Source organism: Erythrobacter litoralis HTCC2594 (genome assembly GCF_000013005.1).
Classification (GTDB): Bacteria; Pseudomonadota; Alphaproteobacteria; order Sphingomonadales; family Sphingomonadaceae; genus Parerythrobacter; species Parerythrobacter litoralis_A.
The window spans coordinates 1,385,384-1,411,073 of record NC_007722.1; the positions used below are offsets into that span (position 1 = coordinate 1,385,384).

The 25,690-nt window shown below is 63.7% G+C and carries 24 protein-coding genes; 9 read left to right on the forward strand and 15 right to left on the reverse strand.

The genetic code is table 11. The features are described 5' to 3' along the window. Positions 1–8 precede the first annotated feature (8 nt). From EL2594_RS06620 to EL2594_RS06630, 3 genes are all read right to left on the reverse strand, one after another. Positions 9–572 (reverse strand): NuoB/complex I 20 kDa subunit family protein, encoded by a 564-nt coding sequence (locus EL2594_RS06620; protein ID WP_196793234.1) that lies wholly within the window; start codon positions 570–572, stop codon positions 9–11. A gap of 91 nt (positions 573–663) precedes the next feature. Then, positions 664–1,038: an NADH-quinone oxidoreductase subunit A gene (locus EL2594_RS06625; RefSeq protein WP_011414267.1), complete on the reverse strand. Its 375-nt coding sequence runs from the start codon at positions 1,036–1,038 to the stop codon at positions 664–666. Positions 1,039–1,239: 201 nt separating this feature from the next. After that, on the reverse strand, positions 1,240–2,676 hold the full coding sequence (locus EL2594_RS06630) for a coniferyl aldehyde dehydrogenase (protein WP_041685768.1): 1,437 nt from the start codon (positions 2,674–2,676) through the stop codon (positions 1,240–1,242). Positions 2,677–2,850: 174 nt separating this feature from the next. On the opposite strand from EL2594_RS06630, the gene EL2594_RS06635 reads away from it, so the two are divergent. Both EL2594_RS06635 and EL2594_RS06640 read left to right on the forward strand, forming a co-directional pair. Continuing rightward, the gene (locus tag EL2594_RS06635; protein ID WP_011414269.1) at positions 2,851–4,047 is read left to right on the forward strand and encodes a thiolase family protein; all 1,197 of its coding nucleotides are present in this window, start codon (positions 2,851–2,853) and stop codon (positions 4,045–4,047) included. Between the two features lie 74 nt (positions 4,048–4,121). Then, complete coding sequence (locus tag EL2594_RS06640) at positions 4,122–4,529, forward strand: hypothetical protein (RefSeq protein ID WP_011414270.1); 408 nt, start codon at positions 4,122–4,124, stop codon at positions 4,527–4,529. Positions 4,530–4,538: 9 nt separating this feature from the next. Here EL2594_RS06640 and EL2594_RS06645 read toward each other — a convergent pair whose 3' ends face one another. Further along, positions 4,539–5,009, reverse strand: coding sequence for an SH3 domain-containing protein (locus tag EL2594_RS06645; protein WP_011414271.1), 471 nt, complete (start codon positions 5,007–5,009; stop codon positions 4,539–4,541). Between the two features lie 94 nt (positions 5,010–5,103). On the opposite strand from EL2594_RS06645, the gene EL2594_RS06650 reads away from it, so the two are divergent. Together EL2594_RS06650 and EL2594_RS06655 are read left to right on the forward strand one after the other, a co-directional pair. Next, positions 5,104–6,120 carry a 2-hydroxyacid dehydrogenase gene (locus tag EL2594_RS06650; RefSeq protein ID WP_011414272.1) on the forward strand — a complete coding sequence of 339 codons (1,017 nt, stop codon included), beginning with the start codon at positions 5,104–5,106 and terminating at the stop codon, positions 6,118–6,120. Positions 6,121–6,252: 132 nt separating this feature from the next. After that, entirely contained in the window at positions 6,253–7,548 is a 1,296-nt protein-coding gene (locus EL2594_RS06655) for an ammonium transporter (protein WP_041685770.1), read from the forward strand. On the opposite strand, the gene EL2594_RS06660 is transcribed toward EL2594_RS06655, so the two are convergent. The 8 genes from EL2594_RS06660 to EL2594_RS06695 form a co-directional block, all read right to left on the reverse strand. Then, positions 7,545–7,997, reverse strand: coding sequence for a GNAT family N-acetyltransferase (locus EL2594_RS06660; RefSeq protein ID WP_011414274.1), 453 nt, complete (start codon positions 7,995–7,997; stop codon positions 7,545–7,547). The genes EL2594_RS06655 and EL2594_RS06660 overlap by 4 nt on opposite strands. A 10-nt stretch (positions 7,998–8,007) precedes the next feature. Further along, complete coding sequence (locus tag EL2594_RS06665; RefSeq protein ID WP_041685157.1) at positions 8,008–8,796, reverse strand: enoyl-ACP reductase FabI; 789 nt, start codon at positions 8,794–8,796, stop codon at positions 8,008–8,010. Between the two features lie 12 nt (positions 8,797–8,808). After that, a complete protein-coding gene (locus EL2594_RS06670; protein ID WP_041685159.1) occupies positions 8,809–10,038 on the reverse strand; it encodes a beta-ketoacyl synthase N-terminal-like domain-containing protein in 1,230 nt (409 codons plus the stop codon). Positions 10,039–10,046: 8 nt separating this feature from the next. Further along, a complete protein-coding gene (fabA, locus tag EL2594_RS06675) occupies positions 10,047–10,556 on the reverse strand; it encodes a bifunctional 3-hydroxydecanoyl-ACP dehydratase/trans-2-decenoyl-ACP isomerase (protein ID WP_011414277.1) in 510 nt (169 codons plus the stop codon). A gap of 107 nt (positions 10,557–10,663) precedes the next feature. Continuing rightward, entirely contained in the window at positions 10,664–11,419 is a 756-nt protein-coding gene (locus EL2594_RS06680; RefSeq protein WP_011414278.1) for a class I SAM-dependent methyltransferase, read from the reverse strand. Beyond that, a complete protein-coding gene (gene prfB, locus EL2594_RS06685) occupies positions 11,416–12,543 on the reverse strand; it encodes a peptide chain release factor 2 (RefSeq protein ID WP_011414279.1) in 1,128 nt (375 codons plus the stop codon). The genes EL2594_RS06680 and prfB overlap by 4 nt, the downstream gene beginning before the upstream one ends. A gap of 103 nt (positions 12,544–12,646) precedes the next feature. Further along, positions 12,647–15,148, reverse strand: coding sequence for a penicillin-binding protein 1A (locus EL2594_RS06690; protein WP_011414280.1), 2,502 nt, complete (start codon positions 15,146–15,148; stop codon positions 12,647–12,649). Positions 15,149–15,224: 76 nt separating this feature from the next. Then, positions 15,225–16,088: an N-acetylmuramoyl-L-alanine amidase family protein gene (locus tag EL2594_RS06695; protein ID WP_011414281.1), complete on the reverse strand. Its 864-nt coding sequence runs from the start codon at positions 16,086–16,088 to the stop codon at positions 15,225–15,227. 462 nt (positions 16,089–16,550) lie between these two features. Here EL2594_RS06695 and EL2594_RS06700 point away from each other — a divergent pair, with 462 nt between their 5' ends. Then, complete coding sequence (locus EL2594_RS06700; RefSeq protein ID WP_011414283.1) at positions 16,551–19,283, forward strand: Rne/Rng family ribonuclease; 2,733 nt, start codon at positions 16,551–16,553, stop codon at positions 19,281–19,283. A gap of 43 nt (positions 19,284–19,326) precedes the next feature. Here the strand turns inward: EL2594_RS06700 and EL2594_RS06705 are convergent, their stop codons facing one another. Continuing rightward, positions 19,327–19,962 carry a class I SAM-dependent methyltransferase gene (locus EL2594_RS06705; RefSeq protein WP_011414284.1) on the reverse strand — a complete coding sequence of 212 codons (636 nt, stop codon included), beginning with the start codon at positions 19,960–19,962 and terminating at the stop codon, positions 19,327–19,329. Positions 19,963–20,125: 163 nt separating this feature from the next. Here EL2594_RS06705 and EL2594_RS06710 point away from each other — a divergent pair, with 163 nt between their 5' ends. After that, entirely contained in the window at positions 20,126–21,136 is a 1,011-nt protein-coding gene (locus tag EL2594_RS06710; RefSeq protein WP_011414285.1) for a D-alanine--D-alanine ligase family protein, read from the forward strand. A gap of 119 nt (positions 21,137–21,255) precedes the next feature. On the opposite strand, the gene EL2594_RS06715 is transcribed toward EL2594_RS06710, so the two are convergent. Next, positions 21,256–21,990: an SDR family NAD(P)-dependent oxidoreductase gene (locus tag EL2594_RS06715; protein WP_011414286.1), complete on the reverse strand. Its 735-nt coding sequence runs from the start codon at positions 21,988–21,990 to the stop codon at positions 21,256–21,258. Between the two features lie 225 nt (positions 21,991–22,215). Between EL2594_RS06715 and EL2594_RS06720 the strand changes: the two genes are divergently transcribed. Genes EL2594_RS06720 through zapE form a run of 3 tightly spaced genes read left to right on the forward strand, consistent with a single transcriptional unit; the run spans position 22,216 to position 24,626 of the window. Then, positions 22,216–22,998, forward strand: coding sequence for a succinate dehydrogenase iron-sulfur subunit (locus tag EL2594_RS06720; protein ID WP_011414287.1), 783 nt, complete (start codon positions 22,216–22,218; stop codon positions 22,996–22,998). Positions 22,999–23,031: 33 nt separating this feature from the next. Beyond that, positions 23,032–23,496 (forward strand): PaaI family thioesterase, encoded by a 465-nt coding sequence (locus EL2594_RS06725; protein ID WP_011414288.1) that lies wholly within the window; start codon positions 23,032–23,034, stop codon positions 23,494–23,496. Beyond that, positions 23,496–24,626, forward strand: a complete 1,131-nt coding sequence (gene zapE, locus EL2594_RS06730; protein WP_011414289.1) for a cell division protein ZapE — start codon at positions 23,496–23,498, stop codon at positions 24,624–24,626. The genes EL2594_RS06725 and zapE overlap by 1 nt, the downstream gene beginning before the upstream one ends. On the opposite strand, the gene EL2594_RS06735 is transcribed toward zapE, so the two are convergent. After that, the gene (locus EL2594_RS06735) at positions 24,623–25,492 is read right to left on the reverse strand and encodes a crotonase/enoyl-CoA hydratase family protein (protein ID WP_011414290.1); all 870 of its coding nucleotides are present in this window, start codon (positions 25,490–25,492) and stop codon (positions 24,623–24,625) included. The two genes, zapE and EL2594_RS06735, sit on opposite strands and share 4 nt — an antisense overlap. Positions 25,493–25,690 lie beyond the last annotated feature (198 nt).

Genomic DNA, 25,690 nt, shown 5'->3' on the forward strand with positions numbered 1-25,690 from the left:
CGAGCCTCTCATCGCTCGATCGTCCCGGAGCGGCGGATCTTCCGCTGCAACTGCATCACGCCGTAGAGCAGCGCTTCCGCGGTCGGCGGGCAGCCTGGCACATAGATATCGACCGGCACGATGCGGTCGCAGCCGCGCACGACCGAATAGCTGTAGTGGTAATACCCACCGCCATTAGCGCAGCTACCCATGCTGATCACGTATTTCGGGTCCGACATCTGGTCGTAGACCTTGCGCAGCGCGGGGGCCATCTTGTTGCAGAGCGTGCCCGCGACGATCATCACGTCGCTCTGGCGAGGGGATGCGCGTGGTGCAGCGCCGAAACGCTCCATGTCGTAGCGCGGCATGTTGACGTGGATCATCTCGACCGCGCAGCAGGCCAGGCCGAAGGTCATCCACCACAGCGAACCGGTGCGCGCCCACTGGAACAGGTCCTCGGTGCTTGTGACGAGGAAGCCCTTGTCGTTGACCTCGGTCTGCAGCGCGTTGAAATAATCGCCATCGGGCTGACGCACTTCGCCGCCCCTGGCGGTCGGTGCATCGTGGAGGGCTCGATTGTGATCGGCAGTCATCGTGCCGTAATTATCGACCCGCGACTGACCGCCGGTCACATCGGAAGGCGTGAGGCCTGCGAGGCGCGTGTTGTTATTCTGCGTGCTCATGTCATTCCCACTCCAGCGCGCCCTTCTTCCACTCGTAGGCAAAACCCACGGTGAGGATGACGAGGAAGATCATCATGCCGATCCAGCCGATCCATCCGCTGTGATCCAAGCTGACCGCCCACGGAAACAGGAAGGCCACTTCGAGGTCGAAGATGATGAACAGGATCGCGACGAGATAGAACCGCACGTCGAAGCGGCTGCGGGCATCCTCGAAGGCGGGGAAGCCGCACTCGTACTCGCTGAGCTTTTCCGCATTGGGGTTGTGCGCGCCCGTCAGTCGCGAAACGCCCATCGGCAGAAACACGAACAGGGCCGACAATCCCACTGCGATGAACAGGAAGATCAGGATCGGGAGATATTGCGAAAGGTCGACCAAGGTGCTGACTCATCAGGCTGCATTTTCGTTGGGTGCGCCCTAGTCCCCGCACCCATCCGGCGCAAGGGGGCGAAGGGCGGTATCGCGCCGCAAAACGTGCAAAATGTGCAAGATGGGATGAGCTCCAGCGCAGGCTGGGGCCTCCATTAATCTCGTTCTACGCCGGTGAAGTCCCGGCCTGCGCTGGGACGCTCGCTTCGCTCACGCCTTCTTCATCTCGCGCGCGATGGTCTTGCGGGTGGTGTCGCCGAAGGGCGGCTTCAGGCCTGCCAGCTTAGCGATATCGGCCTTGGGCTGCGTGTACACGCTGCGCGCGTGGCTGAACTCCTTGAAGCCTTCCGGCCCGTGATAGGAACCGATCCCGCTCGGGCCGACGCCGCCGAACGGCAGATCGTCCATCGAGACATGCATGATAACGTCGTTGACCGTGACACCGCCCGAAATCGTGCGCTGCAAAACATGCTCGCGCTCGCCCGCATCGCTGCCGAAATAATAGAGGCCGAGCGGGCGGTCGTTCCTGTTCACATAGTCGATCGCTTCGTCGACGTTCTTGTATGTCTTCACCGGCAGGACCGGGCCGAAAATCTCTTCCTGCATCGCCATCATGTCGTCGCTGACGTTGCGCAGGATCGTCAGCGGCATCTTGCGGGCGTTGGTGGAGGAGAAATCCTCGTTGGCCGGATTGACCTCGATCACGTCCGCGCCCTTGTCGCGCGCATCGGCGACCATGCTCTGCAATCGGTCGAAGTGGCGGTCGGTGACGACCGAGGTGTAATCGTCGTTGTCGAGCAGCGTCGGATACATATTGTGCGCCGCCTGGCGGACGGAATCGACAGCCGTCTGCTCCTTGTCCTCGGGCACATACATGTAGTCGGGCGCGAGGCATATCTGCCCGGCATTGAGCATCTTGCCCATCGCGATCCGCTCGCCCGCCTGTTCGAAATTGGCGCTGCGTCCGAGGAAGACGGGCGACTTGCCGCCCAGTTCCAAGGTGACCGGCACAAGATTGCGCGCTGCGGCTTCCATCACCTTGCGGCCCGTAGCGGTCGAACCGGTGAAGAGCAGGTGATCGAACGGCAGCGAGGAGAACGCGGCAGCCACTTCCGGGCTACCGGTGATGACGGCGACCTCTTCCTCGGCGAAATACTTGGCGACCAGCTCGGCGGTCAGCTCGCTGGTCTTTTCGGTGAACTCGCTGGGCTTGATCATCGCGCGGTTGCCCGCCGCGAGGATCTGCATCAGCGGGCCGATCGACAGGTTGACCGGGAAGTTCCAAGGGCTGAGGATTCCGACCACGCCCTTGGGCTCGTAACGCAGCTCCGCCTTCGCGCCGAGCAGGCCGAGCGGGAACCGCGTGCCGCGCTTTTCGGGCCTGGCCCACTTGTCCATGTGCTTGAAGCAGTATTTGCCGAAACCGATCGTGCCGGTGATGTCGGTGATCATCGAGGCTTCGTGGCTGCGATTGCCGAAATCCGCGCTCATCGCCCGCGCCAGATCGTCGCCGTGATCGACCAGCAGCGCGATGGCGCGCTTGATCCGGTCGCGCCGGGCGCTCATCGGTTCGGGACGCGCGGCGGTGAAGGCATCGCGCTGCCGCTTCAGGATCGCTTCCATCTCGGATTTCTTGTCGTCGGCCATGGGATTTTCCTCTTCCGGTTTCGCTTTGCGACTTGTTTCCACGAAATCGTCGCATGTGACAAGCGGAGGCGTGATCCTGCCTATCGCGCCTGCAAACGTATCCTGTTTGAATTTGCCGCAGTGCAGCACTAGGTGATCAACCAAGCAATCGATTCACCAGAAAGGTCCCTCCCAATGACCCAGTTCGCCGCCTCCGACCCCGTCGTAATCCTCTCCTACGCCCGCACCCCGATGGGCGGCATGCAGGGCGCGCTCGCCGATGTCTCGGCCACCGATCTTGGGGCGACGGCGGTGAAGGCGGCGGTCGAGCGCTCGGGCGTGCCGGTCGACAAGTTCGACCGCACCTACATGGGTTGCGTCCTGCCGGCTGGTCTCGGCCAGGCCCCTGCCCGCCAGGCTTCGATCAAGGCGGGCCTGCCGAAATCGGTCCAGGCGACTACCGTCAACAAGGTTTGCGGCAGCGGCATGCAGACGGTCATCATGGGCGCAGAAGCGCTCGCCAGCGGCACGGTGGACTATGTCGTCTCCGGCGGCATGGAGAGCATGACCAACGCGCCCTATCTCTTGAAAAAGCACCGCAGCGGCGCGCGGCTGGGCCACGATACGACCTACGACCACATGTTCCTCGACGGGCTGGAAGATGCCTACGAGGAAGGCCGGGCGATGGGCACCTTTGCGCAGGATACCGCAAACGAATACCAGCTCACCCGCGAGCAGATGGACGACTATTCGATCGAATCGCTGCGCCGCGCCAATGCCGCGATCGAGAGCGGCGCTTTCGCCGACGAGGTCGTGCCGGTCAGCTTCTCGACCCGCCGCGGCGACGTGACGGTCGAGCATGACGAGCAGCCCGGCAAAGGCAAGCCGGACAAGATCCCGACCCTGCGGCCCGCATTCGCCAAGGATGGCACGATTACCGCGGCGACCTCCTCCTCGATCTCCGACGGCGCGGCGGCCGTCGTCTTGACGCGCGAGAGCCTCGCGAGAGAGAATGGCCAGACACCCGTCGCGAAGATCGTCGCCATGGCAGCGCACGCGCAGGAGCCTTCCGAGTTCACGGTGGCTCCGATCGGCGCGATCGAGAAGGTGCTCGAGAAAGCCGGCTGGTCCGCGGACGAGGTCGATCTGTGGGAAGTCAACGAAGCCTTCGCCTGCGTCGCCATGTTCGCCATGCGCGACATCGGCATCCCGCACGACAAGATCAACATCAACGGCGGCGGCACCGCACTCGGCCACCCGATCGGCGCGAGCGGCACGCGCATAATCGTGACGCTTCTCAACGCCTTGAAAAACCAGGGCAAGACGAAGGGCGTTGCCAGCCTCTGCATCGGCGGCGGCGAAGCGACTGCGGTGGCGGTCGAACTCGTCTGAGCCAGCCGCGCGCCGATTCGGCGTTTCCTTTCAGCGGTGTTACACTGTCGGCCTCTTTGAGAGGGAGGTTCGATATGAAGAAGCTCGTTGTATGTTTGAGCGTTGCGGTCTTGGCCGCCTGCTCGCAACCGGACGCGCCTGCCGAAGAGGCACCGGCGGCTGTCGAGACCCCGAGCGCCGCCGTCACCCCGGGCTTTTACGAGACGATGAATTCCGAAGGTACGCTGGGCGGTGCGCAGCTGATGGAAGACGGCTCCTACCGGTTGTTCGGCCGGGACGGAAACGACACCGGCAACGGCACCTGGACCAGTGTCGGCAAGCGCTCGTGCTTCGACCCGGCGGGAGATGACAGCCCCGAGATTTGCTACACATCGAGCGAGCCGGACGAAAGCGGACGGTTCGATGCGACCAGCGAGAGCGGCGATTTGCGGATAACCGTCAGGCCGATCGGCGGCCCGGAAGAAATAGGCTCGCAGCCGTAAGCGTGCCCGTTAAGGCGTGCCGGCGCCCCACAGGCGCGCTTCGGGCACATAGCCTTCGCGCCCTTCGACGCTGAAGACGCACCATCCGGCCTCGCAATCGCCCAGCGTGCCGACAACGCCGGGCTCGAGGTTCCACTTGAGTGAGGAATTGTCGGCCGGGGCCGCCCGCATCGGCGCGAGGCCCTCCCCCGTGACCACGCCGCCGCGTTCAGTGCTGAGCATGCGCGCGGCGACCCAGCCCTGATCACCGACCGGGTCCTCGATGTAGCGCCACCCGTCTTTCAGGCGCAGAACCTTCACCGGCAACCCTTCGCGCTTGAACACCCATTGGATCCTGTATTCCGTACTCGGCCCGACGCGCATGTTGAGTTCGGTCGTATTGATCGACGCCCAATAGGGCACTTCGCGCTGCTGCGCGGCGGCAGAACCGCAGGCAGCGAGCACGAGGCAGAGCGGAATGAGAATTGCGGTCCGGACCATGATGCAGACAATTTATGGTAAATACCCCCTTCCCCGCAAGACTTTGCGCGCGCCGACTTGACCCAATTCGCGGCTATGTCCAAGCACGGGACAGATGAGCGACCCAGAGAACACCACCGCCCGCCGGATCGAAGGCACACCCAAGGTCGTGGTGACGCGCCACCTGATGCCCTCGGTCGAGGCGCGCATGCGCGAACTCTACGACGCAACGCTCAATCCCGACGATCACCCGATGAGCCGGGAGCAATTGGCCGCCGCCATGGCCGATTGCGATGTTCTGGTTCCGACCGTGACCGACCGGATCGATGCCGATCTGATCGCCGGCGCAGGGGAGCGGCTGAAACTGATCGCCAATTTCGGCGCGGGAACCGATCACATCGACCTCGCCGCAGCCGCCAAACGCAAGATCATGGTCACCAACACGCCGAGCGTGTTCACCGACGACACCGCCGACATCGCGATGCTCGGCATTATCGGCGTGCCGCGACGGATTCGCGAAGGCGTCGAACTGGTGCGCAGCGGCAAATGGACCGGCTGGGCACCATCGGGGATGCTGGGGCGAAAGATCGGCGGCAAGGTGCTCGGCATCGTCGGCATGGGCCGGATCGGACAGGCGGTCGCGCACCGCGCCAAGGCCTTCGGGCTCGACATCGCTTATCACAACCGCAAGCGCCTGCCCGAAGCGGTCGAGCGGATGCTGGGTGCCCGCTTTGTCGGCGACCTCGACACGCTGGTCGCCGAAGCGGACATCCTCTCGCTGCATTGCCCCGCGACACAGGATACGATCGGCATGCTCGACGCGCGGCGGATCGGCCTGATGAAGCCGGGGGCCAGCCTCATCAACACGGCGCGCGGGGAACTGGTCGATCAGGAGGCGCTGATCTCTGCGCTGGAGCAAGGCCATCTCGCCGGGGCGGGTCTCGATGTATATCCCGACGAACCCAATGTCGACAAGCGACTGATCCGCCACCCCAATGTCATGACCCTGCCGCATATCGGCAGCGCCACTGCCGAAGGGCGCGAGGCCTCGGGCGAGAAAGTGATCGCCAACATCCGCTTCTGGGCCGACGGCCACCGCCCGCCCGACCAGGTCCTCGACGCGCTGGTCTGACATCCCCGCACCGCGCAACCGTCAAACTGCCGGATAACCGGCAGCATTCCGCTTGTGCGCGCGGTTAAACACGCCATAACCTTCGGCCGATATGCGCGCTGCCTGACCATCCTGCGCGCCGAGGGGGATACGATGCGTCGCTTGTTTTCCGCAGCAGTACTCGCAAGCTTGCCCGGCACGCTCGCCGCGCAGGACGTGACGCAGATCGCGCTCAGCGATGGTGGCGATACCGCCTGGATCCTGACCGCCTCCGCGCTGGTGCTGATGATGACCCTGCCGGGCCTCGGGCTGTTTTACGGCGGGCTGGTGAGAGCGAAGAATTTCCTCTCGGTTCTGCTGCAGGTCGGCGCGGTCGCTTCGGTCGCTTCGGTCTTGTGGGTCGTCGTCGGCTATACCCTCGCTTTCGGCGCGGTAACCAATGGGTGGCTCGGCGCGGGCAATGCATGGATGCTGATCGATCTCGCCAGTGTTCGTGAGGGCCTGACCATACCCGAAAGCACGTTCGCCCTGTTCCAGATGACCTTTGCCGTGATCACGCCGGCCCTGATGGTCGGCGCCTGGGTCGAGCGTGCACGTTTCGGCTGGGTCGTCGGGTTCTGTGCGCTGTGGGGCTTGGTCGTCTACGCTCCGGTCGCGCACTGGGTCTGGGGTGGAGGCTGGCTCTCAGGCTTCGGTGTGCTCGATTTTGCCGGCGGTATCGTCGTGCATACGACCGCAGGGGTCTCCGCGCTGGTGATCGCCCTGCTGCTGGGCCGTCGCGACGGTTTCCCGAAATCGCCGCTGCTCCCGCATGCGCCGGCTCTGACCATGGCAGGTGCCGCGCTGCTGTGGGTCGGCTGGTTCGGCTTCAACGGTGGCAGCGCGCTGACCGCCACCGACGACGCTTCGACCGCGATCATCAACACCCATGTGGCAGCAGCTACGGCAACGCTGGTCTGGTTGCTGATCGAAAAGGTGAGTCTGGGCAAGCCTACCAGCGTCGGCTGGGCAACCGGAGCCATTGCGGGCCTCGCCACGATCACGCCTGCGGCGGGCTTCGTCGGCCCGGGCGCGGCGATCGTGATGGGCGTGCTCGCTTCGGTGGTCTGCTATTACGCGATCCAGCTATTCAAGCAGAAGCTGCACATCGACGATTCGCTCGATGTCTTTGCCGTCCACGGCGTCGGCGGCATGCTCGGCTCGCTTCTCCTGGCGGTATTCCTGTCAACGAGCTTCGGCGGCCTCGGCTACGGCGAAGGCGCGACGATGGTGTCGCAGCTCATCGCCCAGGCGATCGGCATCGGCGCGGTGGCCCTGTTCAGCGCAGTCGCCACCGCGATCCTCGCGCTGATGGTCAGTGTGATCTTCCCCATGCGCGCCAGCGAAGACGACGAGCGGAACGGCCTCGATATCGCAGCTCATGGCGAGCGAGCCTGGGATCTCGATTAGAGCTCTAGGTGGAAAAAACGGTTGAAATCGCTCCCGACATAGTCGGCAAAAGGTTGGCCGGGCTTGAAACCGAACGAGCGATATAGCCCCTCCGCCGGTGCGAATAGCTCGCCCGACCCGGTTTCCAGACTGACGCGGCTCTTGCCCGCTGCGTGTGCGCGATCGACGAGGTGCTGGAGAATCGCCTTGCCAGCTCCCCGTCCTCGCGCTGCCGGAGAAGCCCGCATCGATTTGATTTCGGCGTAATCGTCCGCCCACCGCAATGCGCCAATAGCCAGCAGATCCGCCCCATCCCATGCTGCGAAGACTTCTATTCCGGGTACGCGCAGCGCATCGAGATCAAGTACATGCGCCTTGCTCGGCGGCGAATAGGCCGTCATCTCGGCATGATGTAGTTCTAGCAGCGCGCGAACTTCCGGTTCGGAAAGATCGGTCGCGCGTATTCGCATAATGCCCTCGTCAGAGGTTTTCGTGCTGCGGCATGCCGAGCACGTGGAAACCGCCATCGACGCGGATGATCTCGCCCGTCGTGCACGCCCCTGCGTCCGAGCACAGATAGACTGCCGTGCCCCCCACGGCCTCGAGCGAGGCATTCGCGCGGAGCGGCGCGTTGCTCTCGGTGTGCTTCCACGTCTTGCGCGCGCCGCCGATGGCGGACCCGGCCAGCGTCTTCATGGGGCCGGGGCTGATCGCATTGACCCGGATCCCTTCCGGGCCGAGATCGTCTGCGAGGTATCGTACAGCCGATTCCAGCGCCGCCTTGGCGACGCCCATCACATTGTAGTTCGGCGTGACGCGGTTGGAGCCCATGTAGCTCAGCGTGATCAGCGTGCCGCCATGCTCCACCATCATCGGGTGCGCGCGGCGCGCGATCTCGATGAAGCTGTAGGCGGAGATATCGAGCGAATTCTTGAAGTTCTCGCGGCTGGTATCGAGAATGCGGCCGGTCAGTTCCGCCTTGTCCGAAAAGGCAATGGCGTGGATCACGAAATCGAGCCGGCCCCACTTCCTCCCCAATTCCGCAAAGGCGTTGTCCAGGGAGACATCGTCCGTGACATCGACATCGAGCATAATGTCCGAACCGACGCTTTGCGCGAGCGGCTCGAGCCGCTTGCCGAAGGCATCGCCCTGATAGGTGAACGCCAGCTCCGCCCCCGCCTCGGCGCAGGCCTTGGCGATGCCCCAGGCGATCGACCGTTCGTTGGCGACGCCCATCACCAGGCCGCGTTTTCCCGCTAGTGCGCCCATGATCCCTACCTCCTAGCCGTGAAACTTCGACAGCAGCATAGTGCCGTTGGTGCCGCCGAAGCCGAACGAATTGGTCATCACCGTGTCAAGACCCGCATCCTCGACCAGTTCGGTCGCGATCTCTTCCGGCTTCAGCGCCGGATCGAGCGTTTCGACATTGATCGATGGGATGATGAAGTCGTTCTCCAGCGCCAGCAGGCAATAAACCGCCTCCTGCGCTCCGGTCGCGCCCTGGCTGTGGCCGGTCATCGATTTGGTCGAGCTGACCGGCGGCGTCGAGCCTTCGCCGAAGACCCGGCGCACCGCTTCGATCTCGCCGACATCGCCGACCGGCGTCGAAGTGCCGTGCGCGTTGATATAGCTGACCGTGCGATCGTCGCCGAGCGTTCCGAGCGCCCCGCACATGGCTCGCTCGCCGCCTTCGCCGGACGGGGCGACCATGTCGGCCCCGTCGGAGGTGGCGCAGAAGCCGGTGACTTCGGCGTAGATCTTCGCACCGCGCGCCTGCGCGTGTTCGAGCGCTTCCAGCACCAGAATGGCGCCACCGCCGCCGATCACGAAACCGTCGCGATCGGCATCGAAGGCGCGGGATGCGCGCTCGGGCGTATCGTTATATTTGCTCGACATCGCGCCCATTGCATCGAACAGGCAGGAAAGCGTCCAGTCGAGCTCCTCGCCGCCGCCGCCGAACATCACGTCCTGCTGGCCCAGCGCAATCTGCTGCGCAGCCATGCCGATGCAATGCAGCGAGGTCGAACAGGCCGAGGTGATCGAGAAGTTCATGCCCTTGATCTGGTAAGCGGTCGCGAGGTTGGCACTGATCGTGGAGGACATGCATTTCGGCACCGCGAACGGCCCGATGCGCTTGGTCGCGCCGGTTTTGAGCACCGTCTGGTGCGCAGCGAGCATGGCCGAGGTCGATGGCCCGCCCGATCCGGCGATCACACCGGTCATCGGATTGACGACGTCCTTCTGCTCCAGCCCGGCATCGGCGATGGCCTGGCCCATGGCGATATAGGAATAGGCCGCGCCCGGCCCCATGAAGCGCAGCGTGCGCTTGTCGACATGCTCCGCCACGTCGAGATCGACCGCTCCGGCAATCTGCGAGCGGAAGCCATGCTCGGCCATCTCTTCGTTGAAGGAAATGCCCGACTTGCCCGCTTTCAGCGCGGCGAGCACCTCATCTGCATTGTTGCCGATCGAGGAGACGATCCCCAATCCGGTGACTACTACGCGACGCATAATCCCCCTCAGGCCTCCGAAAGGGCCACTTTCATGTCTTTGACCTGGTAGATGACTTCACCGTCGGCCTCGACCCGGCCATCGGCCACGCCCATCGTCAGACGCCTGATCTGTACCGCCTTGGTAAAATCGACGAAATATTTCAGCATCTTGCGATCGGGCCGCACCATGCCGGTGAGCTTGACCTCGCCGACGCCGAGCGCATAGCCGCGCCCCTTCCAGCCCCGCCAGCCGAGGTTGAAGCCGGTCAGTTGCCACAGGCCGTCGAGGCCGAGGCAGCCGGGCATGATCGGATTGCCGGGAAAGTGACACTCGAAGAACCACAGGTCGGGCGTGATATCGAATTCCGCCACGACATGGCCCTTGCCATGCTCGCCGCCGTCACCGGAAATATCCGTGATCCGGTCCATCATCAGCATCGGCGGCTCGGGCAATTGCGCATTGCCCGGGCCGAACAATTCGCCCCGCGCGCATTTCAGCAGCTCGTCGCGGTCGAAACTGGTTGGGAAATCTGTCATCCCCGGTGGTGCTCCCCCATGTGTGTCGATTGATCGATGGGGCGACTAGCACCCCGTATTCGTGGTGGAAAGGGCGCTGGAGAGTCTCTCCGGCATCCCATCGCCAGCTAGTTCCGGGTATCCCCGCCCGTGGCCCGGCGCGGCTCGCCCTTGCACGGTTCGATCTCGCCCGGCTCCGGCCGGGTCGCCGCGCGGCGGAATTGCGCGTAGTAACCGGCCAGTTCCGGCGCATCGCGGAACATCTCGAGCTCGAAACCGACCTGCTCGAATTCGCATTTGAGCAGGAAGGGATCGATGCCGTGCTGGTCGGTCGGACGATCCACGTCGACGACAATCGCCTGCCCGCCTTCTTTCAGCGAAGGCCACAGCCGCCACAGGAAGGCGTAGGGTTCCTCGACCTCATGATACATATGCACCATGAAGACGCGGTCGAAACTGTCATCGGGCAGCCGCGGATCGTCGGGCGCGCCGAGCTTGATGGAGACATTGTCGAGCCGCTCGCGCTCGACACGCGTGCCGAGCCGCTGCAGCGCATCGGGATCGATATCCTGTGCCAGCACGCGGCCGCTCTCTCCCACGCGGGTGGCGAGACGCACGGTGTAATAGCCCTCGCCCGCGCCGATATCGGCGACCGTCATGCCCGGCTCGATCGCGGCGAAATCCATGACCTTGCGCGCTTCGCCAACGCTGTCGCGGGCGGTTTCGGTGCTGAAAGCATTGGCTCCCAGCTTGGAGACCGGACGATCGGGCTCGGGGAATTGAATGGCGCTGGCCAGCCGGTCGCTGGTGTCGCTGCCGGGCACCCGCTCGCATGCGGGCAGCATGGCCAGCACGGGCAGGCACAAGACAGCGCAGCGGATCATTCGACGTCTTCCACTTCCACTGTCTCGCCCGTCACGCGCTGTGCGAGGGCGGCGGAAATGTAGGGGTCGAGCGCGCCGTCGAGCACATCATCGGGGGAGCTGGAGGTGACGCCGGTGCGCAGATCCTTGACCATCTGGTAGGGCTGCAAGACATAGCTGCGGATCTGGTGACCCCAGCCGATCTCGGTCTTTTCCTGATACTCGCCGCTCGCCGCCGCTTCACGCTCCGCCATCTCGCGTTCGAACAGCCGCGCCTTGAGCATATTCATCGCCGTCGCGCGGTTCTTGTGCTGGCTGCGGTCGTTCTGGCTGGCGACCACGATCCCGGTCGGCTGGTGGGTGATGCGCACAGCGGAATCCGTTGTGTTGACGTGCTGGCCACCAGCGCCCGAAGCGCGGTAGGTATCGATCTTGAGATCGCTGTCGTTGATCTCGATCTCGATATTGTCGTCGATCACCGGATAGACCCACACGCTCGAGAACGACGTATGGCGCCGTGCCGAGCTGTCATATGGACTGATGCGAACGAGCCGGTGCACGCCGCTCTCGGTCTTGGCGTAGCCATAGGCATTCTCGCCCTTCACCAGCAGCGTCGCCGACTTGATACCGGCTTGGTCGCCCGCCTGATATTCAACCGTCTCGACCTTGAAGCCGCGCCGCTCGGCCCAGCGCGCATACATGCGCAGCAGCATTTCGGCCCAGTCCTGGCTTTCCGTACCACCGGCACCGGCGTGGATTTCGATATAGGTGTCGTTGCCGTCGGCTTCGCCCGAGAGCAGCGCCTGGACCTTGTCTGCATCCGCACGGTCGGCGAGCTTCTGCAGGCTCGCGAGGCCCTCCTTCACCACATCTTCGTCGCCTTCGGCTTCGCCCAGCTCGACGAACTCGATCGCATCCGCCATTTCCGAGCCGATCTCCCGGACGGTCTTGACCGCCGTTTCGAGAGTCTTCTGCTCGCGACTGATCGCCTGCGCTTCCTTGGGATCGTTCCAGAGATCCGGGTCCTGCACCCGTGCATTGAGCTCGTCGAGGCGGCGCAATGCACGCTCCCAGTCGAGAGACTGGCGCACCAGAGCGAGCGCGGCTTCGATACGGTCGATATTGGCCTGCCCTTCGGCACGCATGGAAATTCCCTTCGGATCGATTGGACGCGAGGCTTAGCGAAAGTGCACGCGCGGGCCAATGGCCCAAACGCGCGCTGTCGCCAAGCGGCCGGTCGAACACTGTCTAGTAGATGCCGCCTTGGTCTTCCACGAAATCGGCAGGCGGGGCTTCGCCGGTGACCTCCTGCTCGCCACTGCGCGAGCCGGCGGTGCTCCCGCGGCGGATCAGTTCGAGGATCTGCTTGCGCTGGGCCGCGATTTCGTCGGCGCGAGTCGAGCGTGGCGGCTCGGTATCGGGCTTGAAAGCTTCCCAGATGATGTCGCCGCCATTGCCCGGCCAGCCGTCGAACACCCGCTTGCCCGTGCGCCGGTCCACGCGGACCATCCGCACACCCGGCGGAGCGATCGCCGGATCGTCGTCCCAGCGGTCCCTGGTGGCCTGGATGACGCTCTTGATGATCGGCGAGGCGGTATTGCCGCCTTCGACCCAGCCACCGAGATTGCGCGGCTGGTCGAACCCGACATAGGCACCGATGACATAATCCTGCGTGCCGCCGACGAACCAGACATCGGTCGGGCCAGTAGTGGTGCCGGTCTTGCCGAAGATCGGCAGTTCGAGGTCGGCCAGGCGCTTGCCCGTGCCGCGCGTCACCACGCCTTCGAGCATGTGCATGGTCTGGAAAGCGGTGCGCGCATCCATCGCCTGCTTGCCCGAGGGCTGCAGCCGCGGCATCGCGCCGCCGTCCCATTCGGCCATGTTGCAGCCTTCGCACGATCGCTTGTCGGCGCGCCAGATGACCTTGCCGCTGCGGTCCTGCACATAGTCGATCAGCGTCGGATCGTTGAGACGGCCGTGATTGGCCAGGGCCGAATAGGCATTGACCATCTTGAGAACCGTCGTCTCACCCGCCCCCAGCGCGAACGCCGGATAAGGCTGGTAGGACCCGATGCCGACATTCTCGATCGTCTTGATGACATTGGGCATGCCCGATTCCATTGCGATCTGGACGGTCATGATGTTCTGCGACTGCTCGAGCCCGTAGCGCAGCGGATAGGTCCCCCCGCGCCCGCCACGAAAGCATTTCTCACCCAGGCGCGAGCCCTGATAATAGCAATAGCTGGAATTATCGACTTCGGTAGCGGGGGTGAAACCGTTGTCCAGCCCCGTGGCATAGACGAAGGGCTTGATGGTCGACCCCGGCTGCCGTTCGGCCTGCGTGGCGCGGTTGAACGCCCCCAGCCTGCTGTCGAATCCGCCCTGCATGGCCAGCACACGGCCGGTCATCGGATCTTGCACCACCACCCCACCAGATGCTTCGGGAATGGTGCGCACGCGGTAACCATTGCCTTGCGGCGAAACGGCGATCACATCGCCGGCCTTCAGCGCAGTGGGCAGACCGCTCAGCGGCGCGGTTTCGCCGTCCGCGAAGCCGACCGTGGCCGAGCTGCCGCTGCGCTCCGTCACAAGACCGATGCGCCAGTTCTCGTAATTGATTCCGAGGAAAGAGCTGGCAAGCTGGCTTTGCCAATTGCCTTCGCTGATGTCGATCGTCGCGATCGGGCCGCGCCAGCCCTTGCTTCCGTGATACCGCAGCAGGCCTTCGCGCAGCGCGTCGCGCGCGGCGTCCTGCATTTCGACATCGAGCGAGGTACGCACCCAGAGCCCGCCGCCATAGACGCTGTTGTCGCCGTCATCGACGGTCTCGCCGAACTCTGCGATCAACTGTCGGCGCACTTCCTCGAGGAAATAGCCGGCGTCGGCCGAGCGTTGGCGGCGCTGGGTAACAAGGCCGAGCGGTTGCTGTTTGGCGATGGTCGCCGCGCTCTGTTCGATGAAGCCATTGTCGACCATCTGGTCGATCACGAAATTGCGCCGGGCCAGCGCGGCCTGTTCCTGCCCTTTGCGGCCATAGCGTTCGGGGGCCTTGGGCAGCACGGCGAGGAAAGCCGATTCGTGAAGCTCGAGATCGCCGACATCCTTGTCGAAATAGGCGCGCGCTGCCGCCTGTACCCCGAACGAGCGCCGCCCCAGCGGGATCTCGTTGAGATAGAGCTCGAGGATTTCCTGCTTGCTCAGCACGCCTTCGATGCGGGTCGCGAGCATCATTTCCTTGAGCTTGCGGGTGATCGAATATTCGTTCGACAGCAGGATGTTCTTCGCCACCTGCTGCGTGATGGTCGACCCGCCGACGGCACGTTCGCCAGAACCCATCTTGCTGACATAATCGACCACGGCGCCGACAAGGCCGCCGGCATCGATCCCGCCGTGGCTGAAGAAGGTCTTGTCCTCGGCGGCGAGATACGCCTCGATCAGCTGTTCGGGGAAGTCCGCATATTGCAACTGAACGCGCCGCTCGCGGGCATAGGAATGGACGATCTCGCCATCGACCCCGCGCACGACCGTGGGCAGCGGCGGCTCGTATTCCAGCAGGGTTTCCGCGTCGGGAAGGTTGCGCGCAAGCAGGGCCCAGCCGATCAGCCAGGCGACAATGGCAAGCCCGAGCAAGGTCGCGCCCCAGCGGAACAGCCGCTTCTCCTGCCAGTTGCGGCGCAGGAAGGCCCAGGCACCCGTCGCTTCGCGGCGGATGATGTAGCGAAAGTTTTCGAACGAGGAACCGTCAGCCATGATCGGCGGGGCTCATAACACGCTCAACTGAACGCAGGCCATACGAAATTGCGTGATTATGCGCCGTTCTCATGCTCTAACTCTGTCTTGCGAAATATATGCGGATCGCCCGCGCCATGGTCTCGGCGAAGGCTTTGCGCCCCTCCGGCGAAGAGAGTCGCGCGGCATCGGCCGGGTTGGTGATATAGCCGGATTCGTACAGTACGGCCGGCACATCGGGTGCGCGCAGCACGGCAAGGGCAGCTGACCGGCGCGCCTGCGGGTGGAAGCGCAGATTGCCCCGCCCTTCGCGCACGACGAGGCCCGCGAACTCGGCCGAATTTTCCTGCACCCGCCGCTGCGAAAGCTCGACGAGGATGTTGCTGACGACGTCGCTCTGCCCGTCGACCTCGACGCCGTTCAGTCGGTCGGCGTTGTTCTCCCGCTCGGCAAACCGCGCGGCCGCTTCGCTCGAGGCCTCGCTCGACAGAGTGTAGATGCTTGCGCCGCTGACACCGCTCACCTCTCCAGCAGAATCGGCATGGATCGAGATAAAGAGATCGGCATCCAGCCGCCGCGCAATCTCCGGTCGCTCGTCGAGCACCAGGAAAGTATCGTCTTCCCGTGTCAGCGCGACACGAATGCCGCCCTGCTCCAGCAATTCGTCCTTGAGCGCCTGCGCAAGCCCTAGCACGACGGTCTTTTCGCGCAAGCCCGCCCCGCTCGCGCCCGGATCCTTGCCGCCGTGCCCTGCGTCGATCACCACCAGCGGGCGCGACCGGTCGGGCGGGCCATAGACCGTCGGCAGGTCAACCGGATCGTCGGCATCGGGCAGCAACAGGTCGAGCACATAATCGCGCCCCAGATGCGGGACGGGGATCGTCAGGCCGAACACGACCAGGCCGCCGACCAGCAGGACGGGCAACAGGAATATCAGCCAGAGTTGGATGCGCAGCGACATGTTCTTAGCACCCTGTTAGGGCGGCCGGGGCTAAGTGCGCAATATAGTTGCCGGACTTCTCCCGCGATGCTAGCACCCGCTTCGACCGGAGACACGCATCGCCAGCAGGGTCGCACCCGACACAATCGGGCGATGCAGGTCAAGACCGGCAATGCCATGCGCTTTCTCGCTCATGGCTCGAATACGACAGGTTGATACGTCCGATGAGAAGTCCATCCCGCACTCCAAACGAGCGATCCTCGGATCGTCGTGCAGTGGCGGCATGCAAGGCGGCGCTCTCTCAGCGCATTCTCTGCGGCGTAGACACGAAATCCCGCGCTCCGACGGCATTCCGTCCGGGCCGGACTATCCATTCCGCTTCCGGCAGTAGCCGCGGCGGTTTCCACACATATCTGCGCGAGCGCTCGACACCAGTGGGTCTCAGGACCCTGGCGATACCGCTCGGCGCACGGAGAAAATTACATGGCAACGCGCATGCTTATCGATGCGCGCCACACGGAAGAAACCCGGGTGGCGGTGCTCAAAGGCAACCGGATTGAGGAATTCGATTTCGAGTCTGCTGAACACAAGCAGATCAAAGGCAATATCTACCTGGCCAAAGTCACGAGGGTCGAACCGTCGCTGCAGGCGGCGTTCGTAGATTTCGGAGGCAACCGTCACGGTTTCCTCGCCTTTAGCGAAATCCATCCCGACTATTACCAGATCCCGCAGGCGGACCGCGAGAAGCTGCTCGCGGAAGAGGCCGAAGCCGCCGAGGAAGAGGCGCGTCTGCGCGCCGAGGAAGAAGATCGCGGCGAAATGCCGGGCGACGAATACGACGCCGAGGACGAAAGCTCCGGAGCGCTCGCCGAAGATCTGGCCGAAGACGGCCTGGAGGAAATCGACACGTCCGAGAAGGACAAGGTTGCGACGATCGAGGAAGGCCAGCTCGACAGCGACGATGATGACGACGACGATTCGGACGATGACGATTCCGACGACGACGATGACGACGACAATAACGGCGACAACGGCAAGTCCAGGGGACGCCGCGGACGTGGTCGTGGCCGCGGTCGGCACCAGGGCAAAGGGAAGGGTCGCGGTGGCAAGTCCCGGGCCAAGGAAGTCGATGCAGTTCGCGCCAAGCGCCAGGCGCTGCGTCGCCGGTACAAGATCCAGGACGTTATCCAGCGCCGCCAGGTGATGTTGGTGCAGGTCGTCAAGGAAGAGCGCGGCAACAAGGGCGCGGCGCTGACGACCTATCTCAGCCTTGCCGGTCGCTACACCGTCCTTATGCCCAATTCGTCGCACGGCGGCGGGATCAGCCGCAAGATTTCGAGCGCCAGCGATCGCAAGCGGTTGAAGCAGGTCGTCTCCGACCTGAGCCTGCCCAAGCAGATGGGCCTGATCGTCCGCACCGCCGGCCTCAGCCGCACCAAGACGGAAATCAAGCGCGACTTCGACTACCTCGCGCGTCTTTGGGACGAGATCCGCGAGAAGACGCTGTCTTCGAGCGCGCCGAGCCTGATCCATTCGGACAGCGACCTCATCAAGCGCGCGATCCGCGATATCTACAATCGCGAGATCGAGGAAGTCGTGGTCGAGGGCGAGGAAGGCTACAAGCTCGCCAAGAGCTTCATGAAGCTGCTGATGCCGAGCCATGCGCGGCGGGTGAAAGCCTATTCCGACCCGGTGCCGCTGTTCCAGCGCTACGGTGCGGAGGACCAGCTGCGCGCCATGTACGATCCGGTCGTGCAGCTCAAATCGGGCGGCTACCTGGTCATCAACCCGACCGAGGCACTTGTTTCGATCGACATCAACTCGGGCCGTTCCACCAAGGAGCACGGGATCGAGCAGACCGCGACAGCGACCAATATCGAAGCGGCCAAGGAAATCGCCCGTCAGCTGCGCCTGCGCGACATGGCCGGGCTCATCGTGATCGACTTCATCGACATGGAATACAATTCCAATGTCCGGAAGGTCGAGCGCGCGATGAAGGACGCGCTCAAGAACGATCGGGCGCGCATCCAAGTCGGCCGCATCTCCGGCTTCGGCCTGATGGAAATGAGCCGCCAGCGCCTGCGTACCGGGGTTCTGGAAGCGACCACCCGCGATTGCCCGCATTGCGACGGCACCGGTCTCGTCCGCACCGCGTCCAGCGCGGGTCTCTCGGCGTTGCGCCTGATCGAGGACGAAGCAGCCAAGGGCAAGGGCACGGTCATCTCGCTCAAGGCGAGTACGGAAGCGGCAGTGTATTTGCTCAATTCCAAGCGCGCCGACCTTCAGGAGATCGAAGACCGCTACAACGTGACGGTCGAAGTGGTCCCCGAAGGCGAGGACGAAGGCGCCAAGATGAGCGTCGGCAGTTCCGGTCCGCGCCCGTCGGAAGCTCCCAAGTTCGAGCCGATCGTCGATGATGACGACGACGAGGAAGAGATCGAAGACGACGCGTCGGACGATGATGACGAGGACGATGACGGCCAGCCAAGGAAGCGTCGCCGCCGCCGTCGCGGCGGGCGTGGTCGCAACAAGAACAAGCAGAACGACCGTTCCGACGGAGATGACGACGATTCCGACGAGGACGATTCAGACGACAGTGAAACGTCCGACGACGACGATGACGGAAAGCCCAAGAAGCGTCGCCGCCGTGGCGGTCGCCGTCGTGGCGGACGTGGACGCAACAAGGGCGATGCCGACAGCGATTCGAAAGACGATGAAAGCCCGCTCGAAGAGGTGTCCGAACAAGTGAAGGAAGACATGCCCGTCGTTGCCGGTCCAGACGGTTCGCCGGAAACCGCCGAGGCCGCTGCCGAAGAAGAAAAGCCGAAGAAGCGTCGCGCGCCTCGCAAGAAGAAGGCGGACGAAGACACCAAGGCCCAGGCATCCGCCGACGACAAGTCCGAAGAAAAGCCCAAGCGCCGCCCGCGCAAGAAGAAGGTCGACGAGGCTGCGGAAAAGGCAGACGACAAGGCTTCGGAAAAGGCTGCCAAAAAGGAAACCGAGGCCAAGCCCAAGCCGAAACGGGCCACCCGCAGCAAGAAGCCTGCGGCCGGCAACGACGAAGGCGAGGCATCGAAGACCGGGAAAGGCGACGCTGCTGCGAAACCTGAAGCGGAAACGGACAAGGGAGCCGGCGGCAAGGCTGCGAACGAAAAAACCGATGGCGATGGGAAACCCCGCCGCGGCTGGTGGCAGCGCACCTTCGGTGACGAATAATTGCTAGAAACAGGTGGGCGCGGCGGTCAGGCCCAGGCCTCGATCACGCGCCCACTTTTCGCCCGATACCCCATTCGTTCCAGCCGATCGACTTGGGCGTCTTCGGCAGATAGGCGGCCCCCATAGGCTCGACGTCGAAGCCCCCTGCCCGCACAGCCTCGGTCACGGGCCGGGTCAGGTGGCATCCCCCCGCGAACGGCTTCCACCATGGCTCGAGCCGATCCTGGAACCGCGCGACATCGGCATCCGGCGCGCGCCCGTGTTCCAAAAACAGCAAACGACCGCCCGGCCTCAGGATGCGGCGCATCTCCTTCACCACCTGCGGCTGGTCCTGAACCGAGCACATGGTATAGGTGCAGACGACCGTGTCGAAGCTGTTGTCTGCAAAGGGAATCTCCTCCCCGATCCCGTCGCGGATATCGGCTTTCCAGCCTTTCTTCTCCGCCTCGGCGCGCGCATATTCCAGCAGCTTCCCGCCGGGATCGATCCCGGCATAGCTGTCGATCGCAGCGGCGTTGTAGAATTGCTGGTTTATCCCTCCGCCGCAGCCGAGTTCGAAAACGTCGCCCGTCGCCATGGGTATGACCCGGCTGCGCAGCTTCATGATCGCCGGCATGCCGCAGGCGAACTTGATCACGCGCGGCACGCCGTGCCGGTCCCACCAACTGCCCAGTCCCATTGCGTTTTCTCCCCTCGCTTGGGTGCATAGTGCCATAAATCCGCGATTGTGGGGAGTGTCCTCCGCCGCTCACACCGCTCTGCATGGCGCTTTTCGCTTCCTGCCTCTTGATCGAAGCTGTATGCGCGCGCGCCAAAGGTCGCCCATAAGAGGACGTCGCAACATGATCGGTATCCAACCCCTCCGCATCCCGGCGGAGGCCAAGGAGCGGGTGCGCCTGCTCTTCATGGCCAAACATGCCTTGTGGGGTGGCGGTATGCACCCCGAAGACGGCAACCACGCCATCTACCACCACGAGGTGCGCAGCACGCTGGAAGGCATGGGCCTCAATCTCGCGCTGGCCGACACTTACCGGGTGCTGTTCGATACGCCCGACGCCGACTTCGTATTCCCTTTGCTCAATCGCGGCGGGTTCGTGAACAGCGAGATGCTGATCCCGACGCTTTGCAACATGCACCGCATCCCCTATCTCGGCGCCATGCCGTTCCTGCGCGGCCTCGGCGACGACAAGTCCGTCTCCAAGCTCGTGAGTACCCATGCCGGCGTGCCTACGGCGGACTGGTTCTGCTTCCGCCGCGGCGCGCCCGTCGAGGAAGCGAGCCTGCCCGCTGCCCCCGACGGACGCTGGGTCATCAAGCCCAACGCCTCCTCGGCCAGCTGGGGCATCTCCGACGCTTTCGATTTCCAGGGCGTCGCTAACGCCATCGCCAACATTCACGGACAGGGGCACGATGCCATCGTCGAACCCTATCTCGACGGCTACGACGTGCAGTGCGCCTTCATCACCATCGATGGCGAAGCGCGGGCCCTGCCCATGCTGTGGTACGAGCGCGAAGACACGCAGAAACTGTGGACCTATTACGAGAAACGCGACCTCGTCCAGAACACCGAGAAAGCCGCGCTCAAGACCTTCGATAACCCGGACTTCGCACCGCTCATTACCGATATGGCGCGGAAGGTCGCGCGCGAATTACTGCCTTTCGACTATGGCCGCATCGAATTCCGTGTCGATCTCGAAAAAGGCGACATCAATTTTATTGAGATCAATCTCAACTGCAATCTGTGGTCGGAGAAGGTGATGGCGAAGGCAGCGAAGTTCGCCGGTTTCAGCCACGCGGACCTGCTGGAAACGCTGCTCGCGGAAAGCTGGCGTCGCAACGGGCTGATTGCCTGAGACTTACAAACCCAAGCCCGTTCGGGCTGAGGTCCTGAGCTGGTCGAAGGGCGAAGCCCAGCCGCAACATTTAGCCTGCCCTTCGACAGGTTCAGGGCGAAGGGATGTGGTGAGTAACCCTAGTCGGGTACCCGCTCGCCTTTCCAGTCGAACTGATGGCCGCTGTCCTCGGGCGAAAGGCCCTCGATTACGCGCAGCAAATTGCGCGCCGATTCCGCCGGATTTGTCAGCTGCCCCTCGGGAAGGTTGGACTGGAATGGCTGCGAAAGCGCGGTGTCGACCGTGCCCGGATGCAAGGACACTGCCACGGCCTGCTTGTGCGTGCGCCGAAGCTCGATGGCGAAATTCCTGACCAGCATGTTGAGCGCAGCCTTCGAAGCGCGGTAGCTGTGCCAGCCGCCGATGCCGTTGTCGCCGATCGAACCGACGCGCGCCGAGAGCGCGGCAAAGACTGCGCGCCGATCGCGCGGAAAGAGCGGCAGCACGAATTTGGCCACCAGTGCGGGGCCGATCGTGTTGATCCGCAGCACCCTTTCCATCGCTTCGCTCTCGATCTGCTTGAAACTGCGTTCGGGCCCGCTGCCGTTCCCTAGCGTCAGCACTCCGGTGGCGACTATGACCAGTTGAGGCGGCTCGTCGGCCATCGCTTCGGCAGCGTCGGCCAGGGTCGCTGGCTCGTCATAGTCGAAGCGGAAAGGATGGACGTTGTCACCTTCGTGAGTGAGACCGCTGCGCGATCCGGCGTAAATCTTTCCGATGCCCGCATCCGCCAATGCCTCGACCAGGGCGCGGCCGATGCCGCCGCTGGCCCCGAACACCGCCGCCCGCTCGAATTGCTGTCTTACATCGCTCATACAGGTTAGACCCGCCGCATGGCTTCGAGGTTCCCCGAAACGATCGCGCTCTCCGCCACAAAACGCGGCGGCGACTTTTCTGGCCCTGGACAGTGGTCCAAGCGGTCCATGTCTCGGGGCAGCGCACGCAAGTTTCAGCACACTGGGGACTTTCGCCCACCTTGCGGCGCGTGCGATATCCGCTAGATAGGCCTCAAGAAATCCAAGCAGGACGATACGAGCGATATGGCAACCTTCACGCTTCCCAGGAACTCCAAGATCACGGGCAAGACGCGCACCCACAAGGCCGAAAGCGGTGGCCGGGTGAAGAAGTTCAAGATCTATCGCTACGATCCCGACAGCGGCGAGAACCCGCGCTACGACACGTTCGAAATCGATCTCGACCAGACCGGCCCGATGGTTCTCGATGCCTTGTTCAGGATCAAGAACGAGGTCGACCCGACGCTGACCTTCCGCCGGTCGTGTCGCGAAGGCATCTGTGGCTCATGCTCCATGAACATGAACGGCAAGAACGGCCTCGCCTGCACCACCGCGATCGAGGACTTGAAAGGCGAAATCCGCATCACGCCGCTGCCGCATATGGAAGTGATCAAGGACCTGGTGCCCGACTTCACGCATTTCTACGCGCAATATGCTTCGATCCGACCGTGGCTGCAGACCGTGACGCCGACGCCTTCGGGCAAGGAGCGGTTGCAATCGCCCGAACAGCGCGAGAAGCTAGACGGGCTTTACGAGTGCATCCTGTGCGCCTGCTGCTCGACCGCGTGCCCGAGCTATTGGTGGAACAGCGACAAGTTCTTGGGGCCCGCGATCCTGTTGCAGGCCTATCGCTGGCTCGCCGACAGCCGCGACGAGATGACCGGTGAGCGGCTCGATGACCTCGAGGACCCGTTCCGCCTTTATCGCTGTCACACGATCATGAATTGCGCCAATGTCTGCCCCAAGGGCCTGAGCCCGGCCAAGGCGATCGCCGAAACCAAGAAGATGATGGCCGAACGCACCATTTGATCATCCGGGCGGCTGGCCCTATCGGGCGGGCCTATGGCGCTGAAAGACGACATCTTCGACCATCGGCCGGATCCGGACAATCCGGGTTGGCATCACTGGAACCTCAAGGACCAGACGCTGTTCAACGGCGCGGTGATGGGCAAGCTCATCACCCGCCGCGAAGGCGATGCCTGCCGATTGCGGATGTTCCCCGAGCGCAAGCACGAGAACCTGCAGGGTATCATCCACGGCGCTGTCAGCCTGGCGCTGATCGATATCTCGCTGTTCACGACCATGCATGTCGTCGGTAGCGGCAATGCCGGGCCTTCGGTGACGCTCGAACTTTCGACCCAGTTCATCGGCGGTGGCGATCCCAAAAAGCCGCTGGACGCTGTCACCGAGATCATGCGCGAGACCGGCAAGCTCGTCTTCGTGCGCGGCGAGGTGGTGCAGGAGGACGACGTTATCTGTGCCTACAGCGGCATCATCCGCAAGTTCCCGCCGCGCAAGCTCGATTGATGAGCGGTATTCTCGCACGATACGAGAGCCTGGTCGCTGCCGGCGAACTGAAGCCGGACGATGAGCAGGCCGCGGTCGCGGCGCGGCTCGAGAGGCTGCAAAGGGAGCTGGAGGAGACACCCAAGCGCGGTTCGATCCTGTGGCGCGCGCTCAGGGGCAAGCCCGAGGCGCCCGAAGGCGTGTACATGTGGGGCGGCGTGGGGCGCGGGAAGTCGATGCTGATGGACCTGTTCCACGATACCTTGTCCATCAGCCGGAAGCGCCGTGCACATTTCCATGCCTTCATGCAGGATGTCCACGCGCTGTTACGGGAGGAGCGAAAGAAGGAGAGCGGCGACCCGATCCCGCCCGTAGCGGCGCAACTGGCGGAGAACGTGCGCTGCCTCGCCTTCGACGAGATGGTCGTGAACAATTCCGCCGATGCCATGATCATGAGCCGGCTGTTCCGCGCACTGATCGTCGACGAAGGGGTGGTGATCGTGACCACCAGCAACCGCCCTCCCCGCGATCTCTACAAGGACGGGCTCAACCGCGAGCATTTCCTGCCCTTCATCGAGCTGATCGAAGACAAACTCGATGTCCTGCCTCTCAACGGCCCGACCGACTACCGGATGGACCGGCTGGGCGATCTTTCCACCTGGCACACCCCGCTCGGCGAGGCGGCCACGGCGCAGGTGCGCGAGGCGTTCTTCCGCCTGACCGACTACAAGCCCGAAGACGCCGCCAACGTGCCCAGCGCCGAGCTGGACGTCGGCGGCGGACGGACGCTGCACGTGCCCAAGAGCCTCAAGGGTGTCGGGGTCTTCAGTTTCAAGCGGCTATGCGGCCAGCCGCGCGGTGCGCCGGACTATCTCGCCATCGCCCGCGCCTATCACACGGTCATCCTGGTCGGCATTCCGCAGATGGGGCCGGAGGACCGCAACGAGGCGGCGCGCTTCGTCACGCTGATCGATGCGCTGTACGAGTACCGGGTCAAGCTGTTCGTCACGGCTGCCGCCGAACCCGCCGAACTCTACCAGGCGGGCGACGGGAGCTTCGAGTTCGAACGCACCGTCAGCCGCCTGATGGAGATGCGCAGCGACGAATACATGGCGCTCGGCCATGGCGAAGACGAAGTGGCGAGAGCTTAGGCGGCCTTGCGCGCGCCCCGTTCCTGCGCGGAGGCGAGCCGGTCCATCAGTTTGAGATCCTGCTCACGCAATTGCAGCGCCGCATCGGCCCAAAGCTCGGTGATCCGGGTCAGCTCGGTCAGGCTGAGGTTCCACGAGACCTTCATCGCACGTCGTGCTGCCACCAGACCGGCATGGCGCCGCTCGGACTTCTTGAGGAAATCGCGCGTCGCCTCCAGCGCCCCGCCATCCTCTGCCAAGTGGTGCACCAGGCCGAGCTCGTACATCTCTTCGGCCGTGTAGGTCTTGTTGGACACGATGAGCCGGTCCGCCATCGCGCTGCCGATCTTGCGGCTGAGCAAAGCGTGCGCGCCCATGCCGGGGAACAGCCCGAACATGATTTCGGGAAGACCGAAAGTCGCGCTGCGTTCCGCCACAATGTAATCGAATGACAGCAGGGCCTCGAACCCGCCCCCCAGTGCGGCACCCTCGACCATGCCGACCGTCAGCATCGGCACATTGAGCGTGTTGATATTGCGGTGCAGGATCTCGCAGCACCGATGTCCGTAACGAACCAGCCCATCGCGGTTGCGATCGACGATCAACTGCCGGAACAGCGCCAGATCGCCGCCATAACAGAACACGCCGGGCGCGCGGCTTGCGAGCACGAGGAACTGCAACGGGACCTTGTCCGGCCCGAAATTGGCGGCGATCAGCCGTTGCCAATTCTCGAAATCGCCGAGCATCGGCGGGGTAAAGCTGGGGCGCCCCTGCGGACGCATATAGGTCCACAGAGTTTGCCGGTCGGGATCGTAGAGAACATCGAGTTCCCTCAGTGCGAACAATTCGTCCGGCAAACCGGCGTGTCCCTTCGCAAGGCTCCTCATAGCTGAGCCTCCTATTTCGCCGACCGGGGACTGCGATCCCCCGCTGTCGGCTATGATGCCGTCCTCGAATTCAGTTCCCACTCGGTCCATGCGACTCCCCCGAATGTCGTCGTAATCGTCGGGGCGATATTTGCTCCCAACAAACGTAAGCTACGCGACGGGCCGCGCCTTTGGCAATCGGGAAACTGTCGAGGGCGG

Coding starts and splice junctions, on each gene's coding strand:
- EL2594_RS06620 (WP_196793234.1), bottom strand. CDS start 572: ATGACTGCCGATCACAATCGAGCCCTCCACGATGCACCGACCGCCAGG.
- EL2594_RS06630 (WP_041685768.1), bottom strand. CDS start 2,676: ATGGCCGACGACAAGAAATCCGAGATGGAAGCGATCCTGAAGCGGCAG.
- EL2594_RS06635 (WP_011414269.1), top strand. CDS start 2,851: ATGACCCAGTTCGCCGCCTCCGACCCCGTCGTAATCCTCTCCTACGCC.
- EL2594_RS06640 (WP_011414270.1), top strand. CDS start 4,122: ATGAAGAAGCTCGTTGTATGTTTGAGCGTTGCGGTCTTGGCCGCCTGC.
- EL2594_RS06645 (WP_011414271.1), bottom strand. CDS start 5,009: ATGGTCCGGACCGCAATTCTCATTCCGCTCTGCCTCGTGCTCGCTGCC.
- EL2594_RS06650 (WP_011414272.1), top strand. CDS start 5,104: ATGAGCGACCCAGAGAACACCACCGCCCGCCGGATCGAAGGCACACCC.
- EL2594_RS06655 (WP_041685770.1), top strand. CDS start 6,253: ATGCGTCGCTTGTTTTCCGCAGCAGTACTCGCAAGCTTGCCCGGCACG.
- EL2594_RS06660 (WP_011414274.1), bottom strand. CDS start 7,997: ATGCGAATACGCGCGACCGATCTTTCCGAACCGGAAGTTCGCGCGCTG.
- EL2594_RS06665 (WP_041685157.1), bottom strand. CDS start 8,796: ATGGGCGCACTAGCGGGAAAACGCGGCCTGGTGATGGGCGTCGCCAAC.
- EL2594_RS06670 (WP_041685159.1), bottom strand. CDS start 10,038: ATGCGTCGCGTAGTAGTCACCGGATTGGGGATCGTCTCCTCGATCGGC.
- fabA (WP_011414277.1), bottom strand. CDS start 10,556: ATGACAGATTTCCCAACCAGTTTCGACCGCGACGAGCTGCTGAAATGC.
- EL2594_RS06680 (WP_011414278.1), bottom strand. CDS start 11,419: ATGATCCGCTGCGCTGTCTTGTGCCTGCCCGTGCTGGCCATGCTGCCC.
- prfB (WP_011414279.1), bottom strand. CDS start 12,543: ATGCGTGCCGAAGGGCAGGCCAATATCGACCGTATCGAAGCCGCGCTC.
- EL2594_RS06690 (WP_011414280.1), bottom strand. CDS start 15,148: ATGGCTGACGGTTCCTCGTTCGAAAACTTTCGCTACATCATCCGCCGC.
- EL2594_RS06695 (WP_011414281.1), bottom strand. CDS start 16,088: ATGTCGCTGCGCATCCAACTCTGGCTGATATTCCTGTTGCCCGTCCTG.
- EL2594_RS06700 (WP_011414283.1), top strand. CDS start 16,551: ATGGCAACGCGCATGCTTATCGATGCGCGCCACACGGAAGAAACCCGG.
- EL2594_RS06705 (WP_011414284.1), bottom strand. CDS start 19,962: ATGGGACTGGGCAGTTGGTGGGACCGGCACGGCGTGCCGCGCGTGATC.
- EL2594_RS06710 (WP_011414285.1), top strand. CDS start 20,126: ATGATCGGTATCCAACCCCTCCGCATCCCGGCGGAGGCCAAGGAGCGG.
- EL2594_RS06715 (WP_011414286.1), bottom strand. CDS start 21,990: ATGAGCGATGTAAGACAGCAATTCGAGCGGGCGGCGGTGTTCGGGGCC.
- EL2594_RS06720 (WP_011414287.1), top strand. CDS start 22,216: ATGGCAACCTTCACGCTTCCCAGGAACTCCAAGATCACGGGCAAGACG.
- EL2594_RS06725 (WP_011414288.1), top strand. CDS start 23,032: ATGGCGCTGAAAGACGACATCTTCGACCATCGGCCGGATCCGGACAAT.
- zapE (WP_011414289.1), top strand. CDS start 23,496: ATGAGCGGTATTCTCGCACGATACGAGAGCCTGGTCGCTGCCGGCGAA.
- EL2594_RS06735 (WP_011414290.1), bottom strand. CDS start 25,492: ATGAGGAGCCTTGCGAAGGGACACGCCGGTTTGCCGGACGAATTGTTC.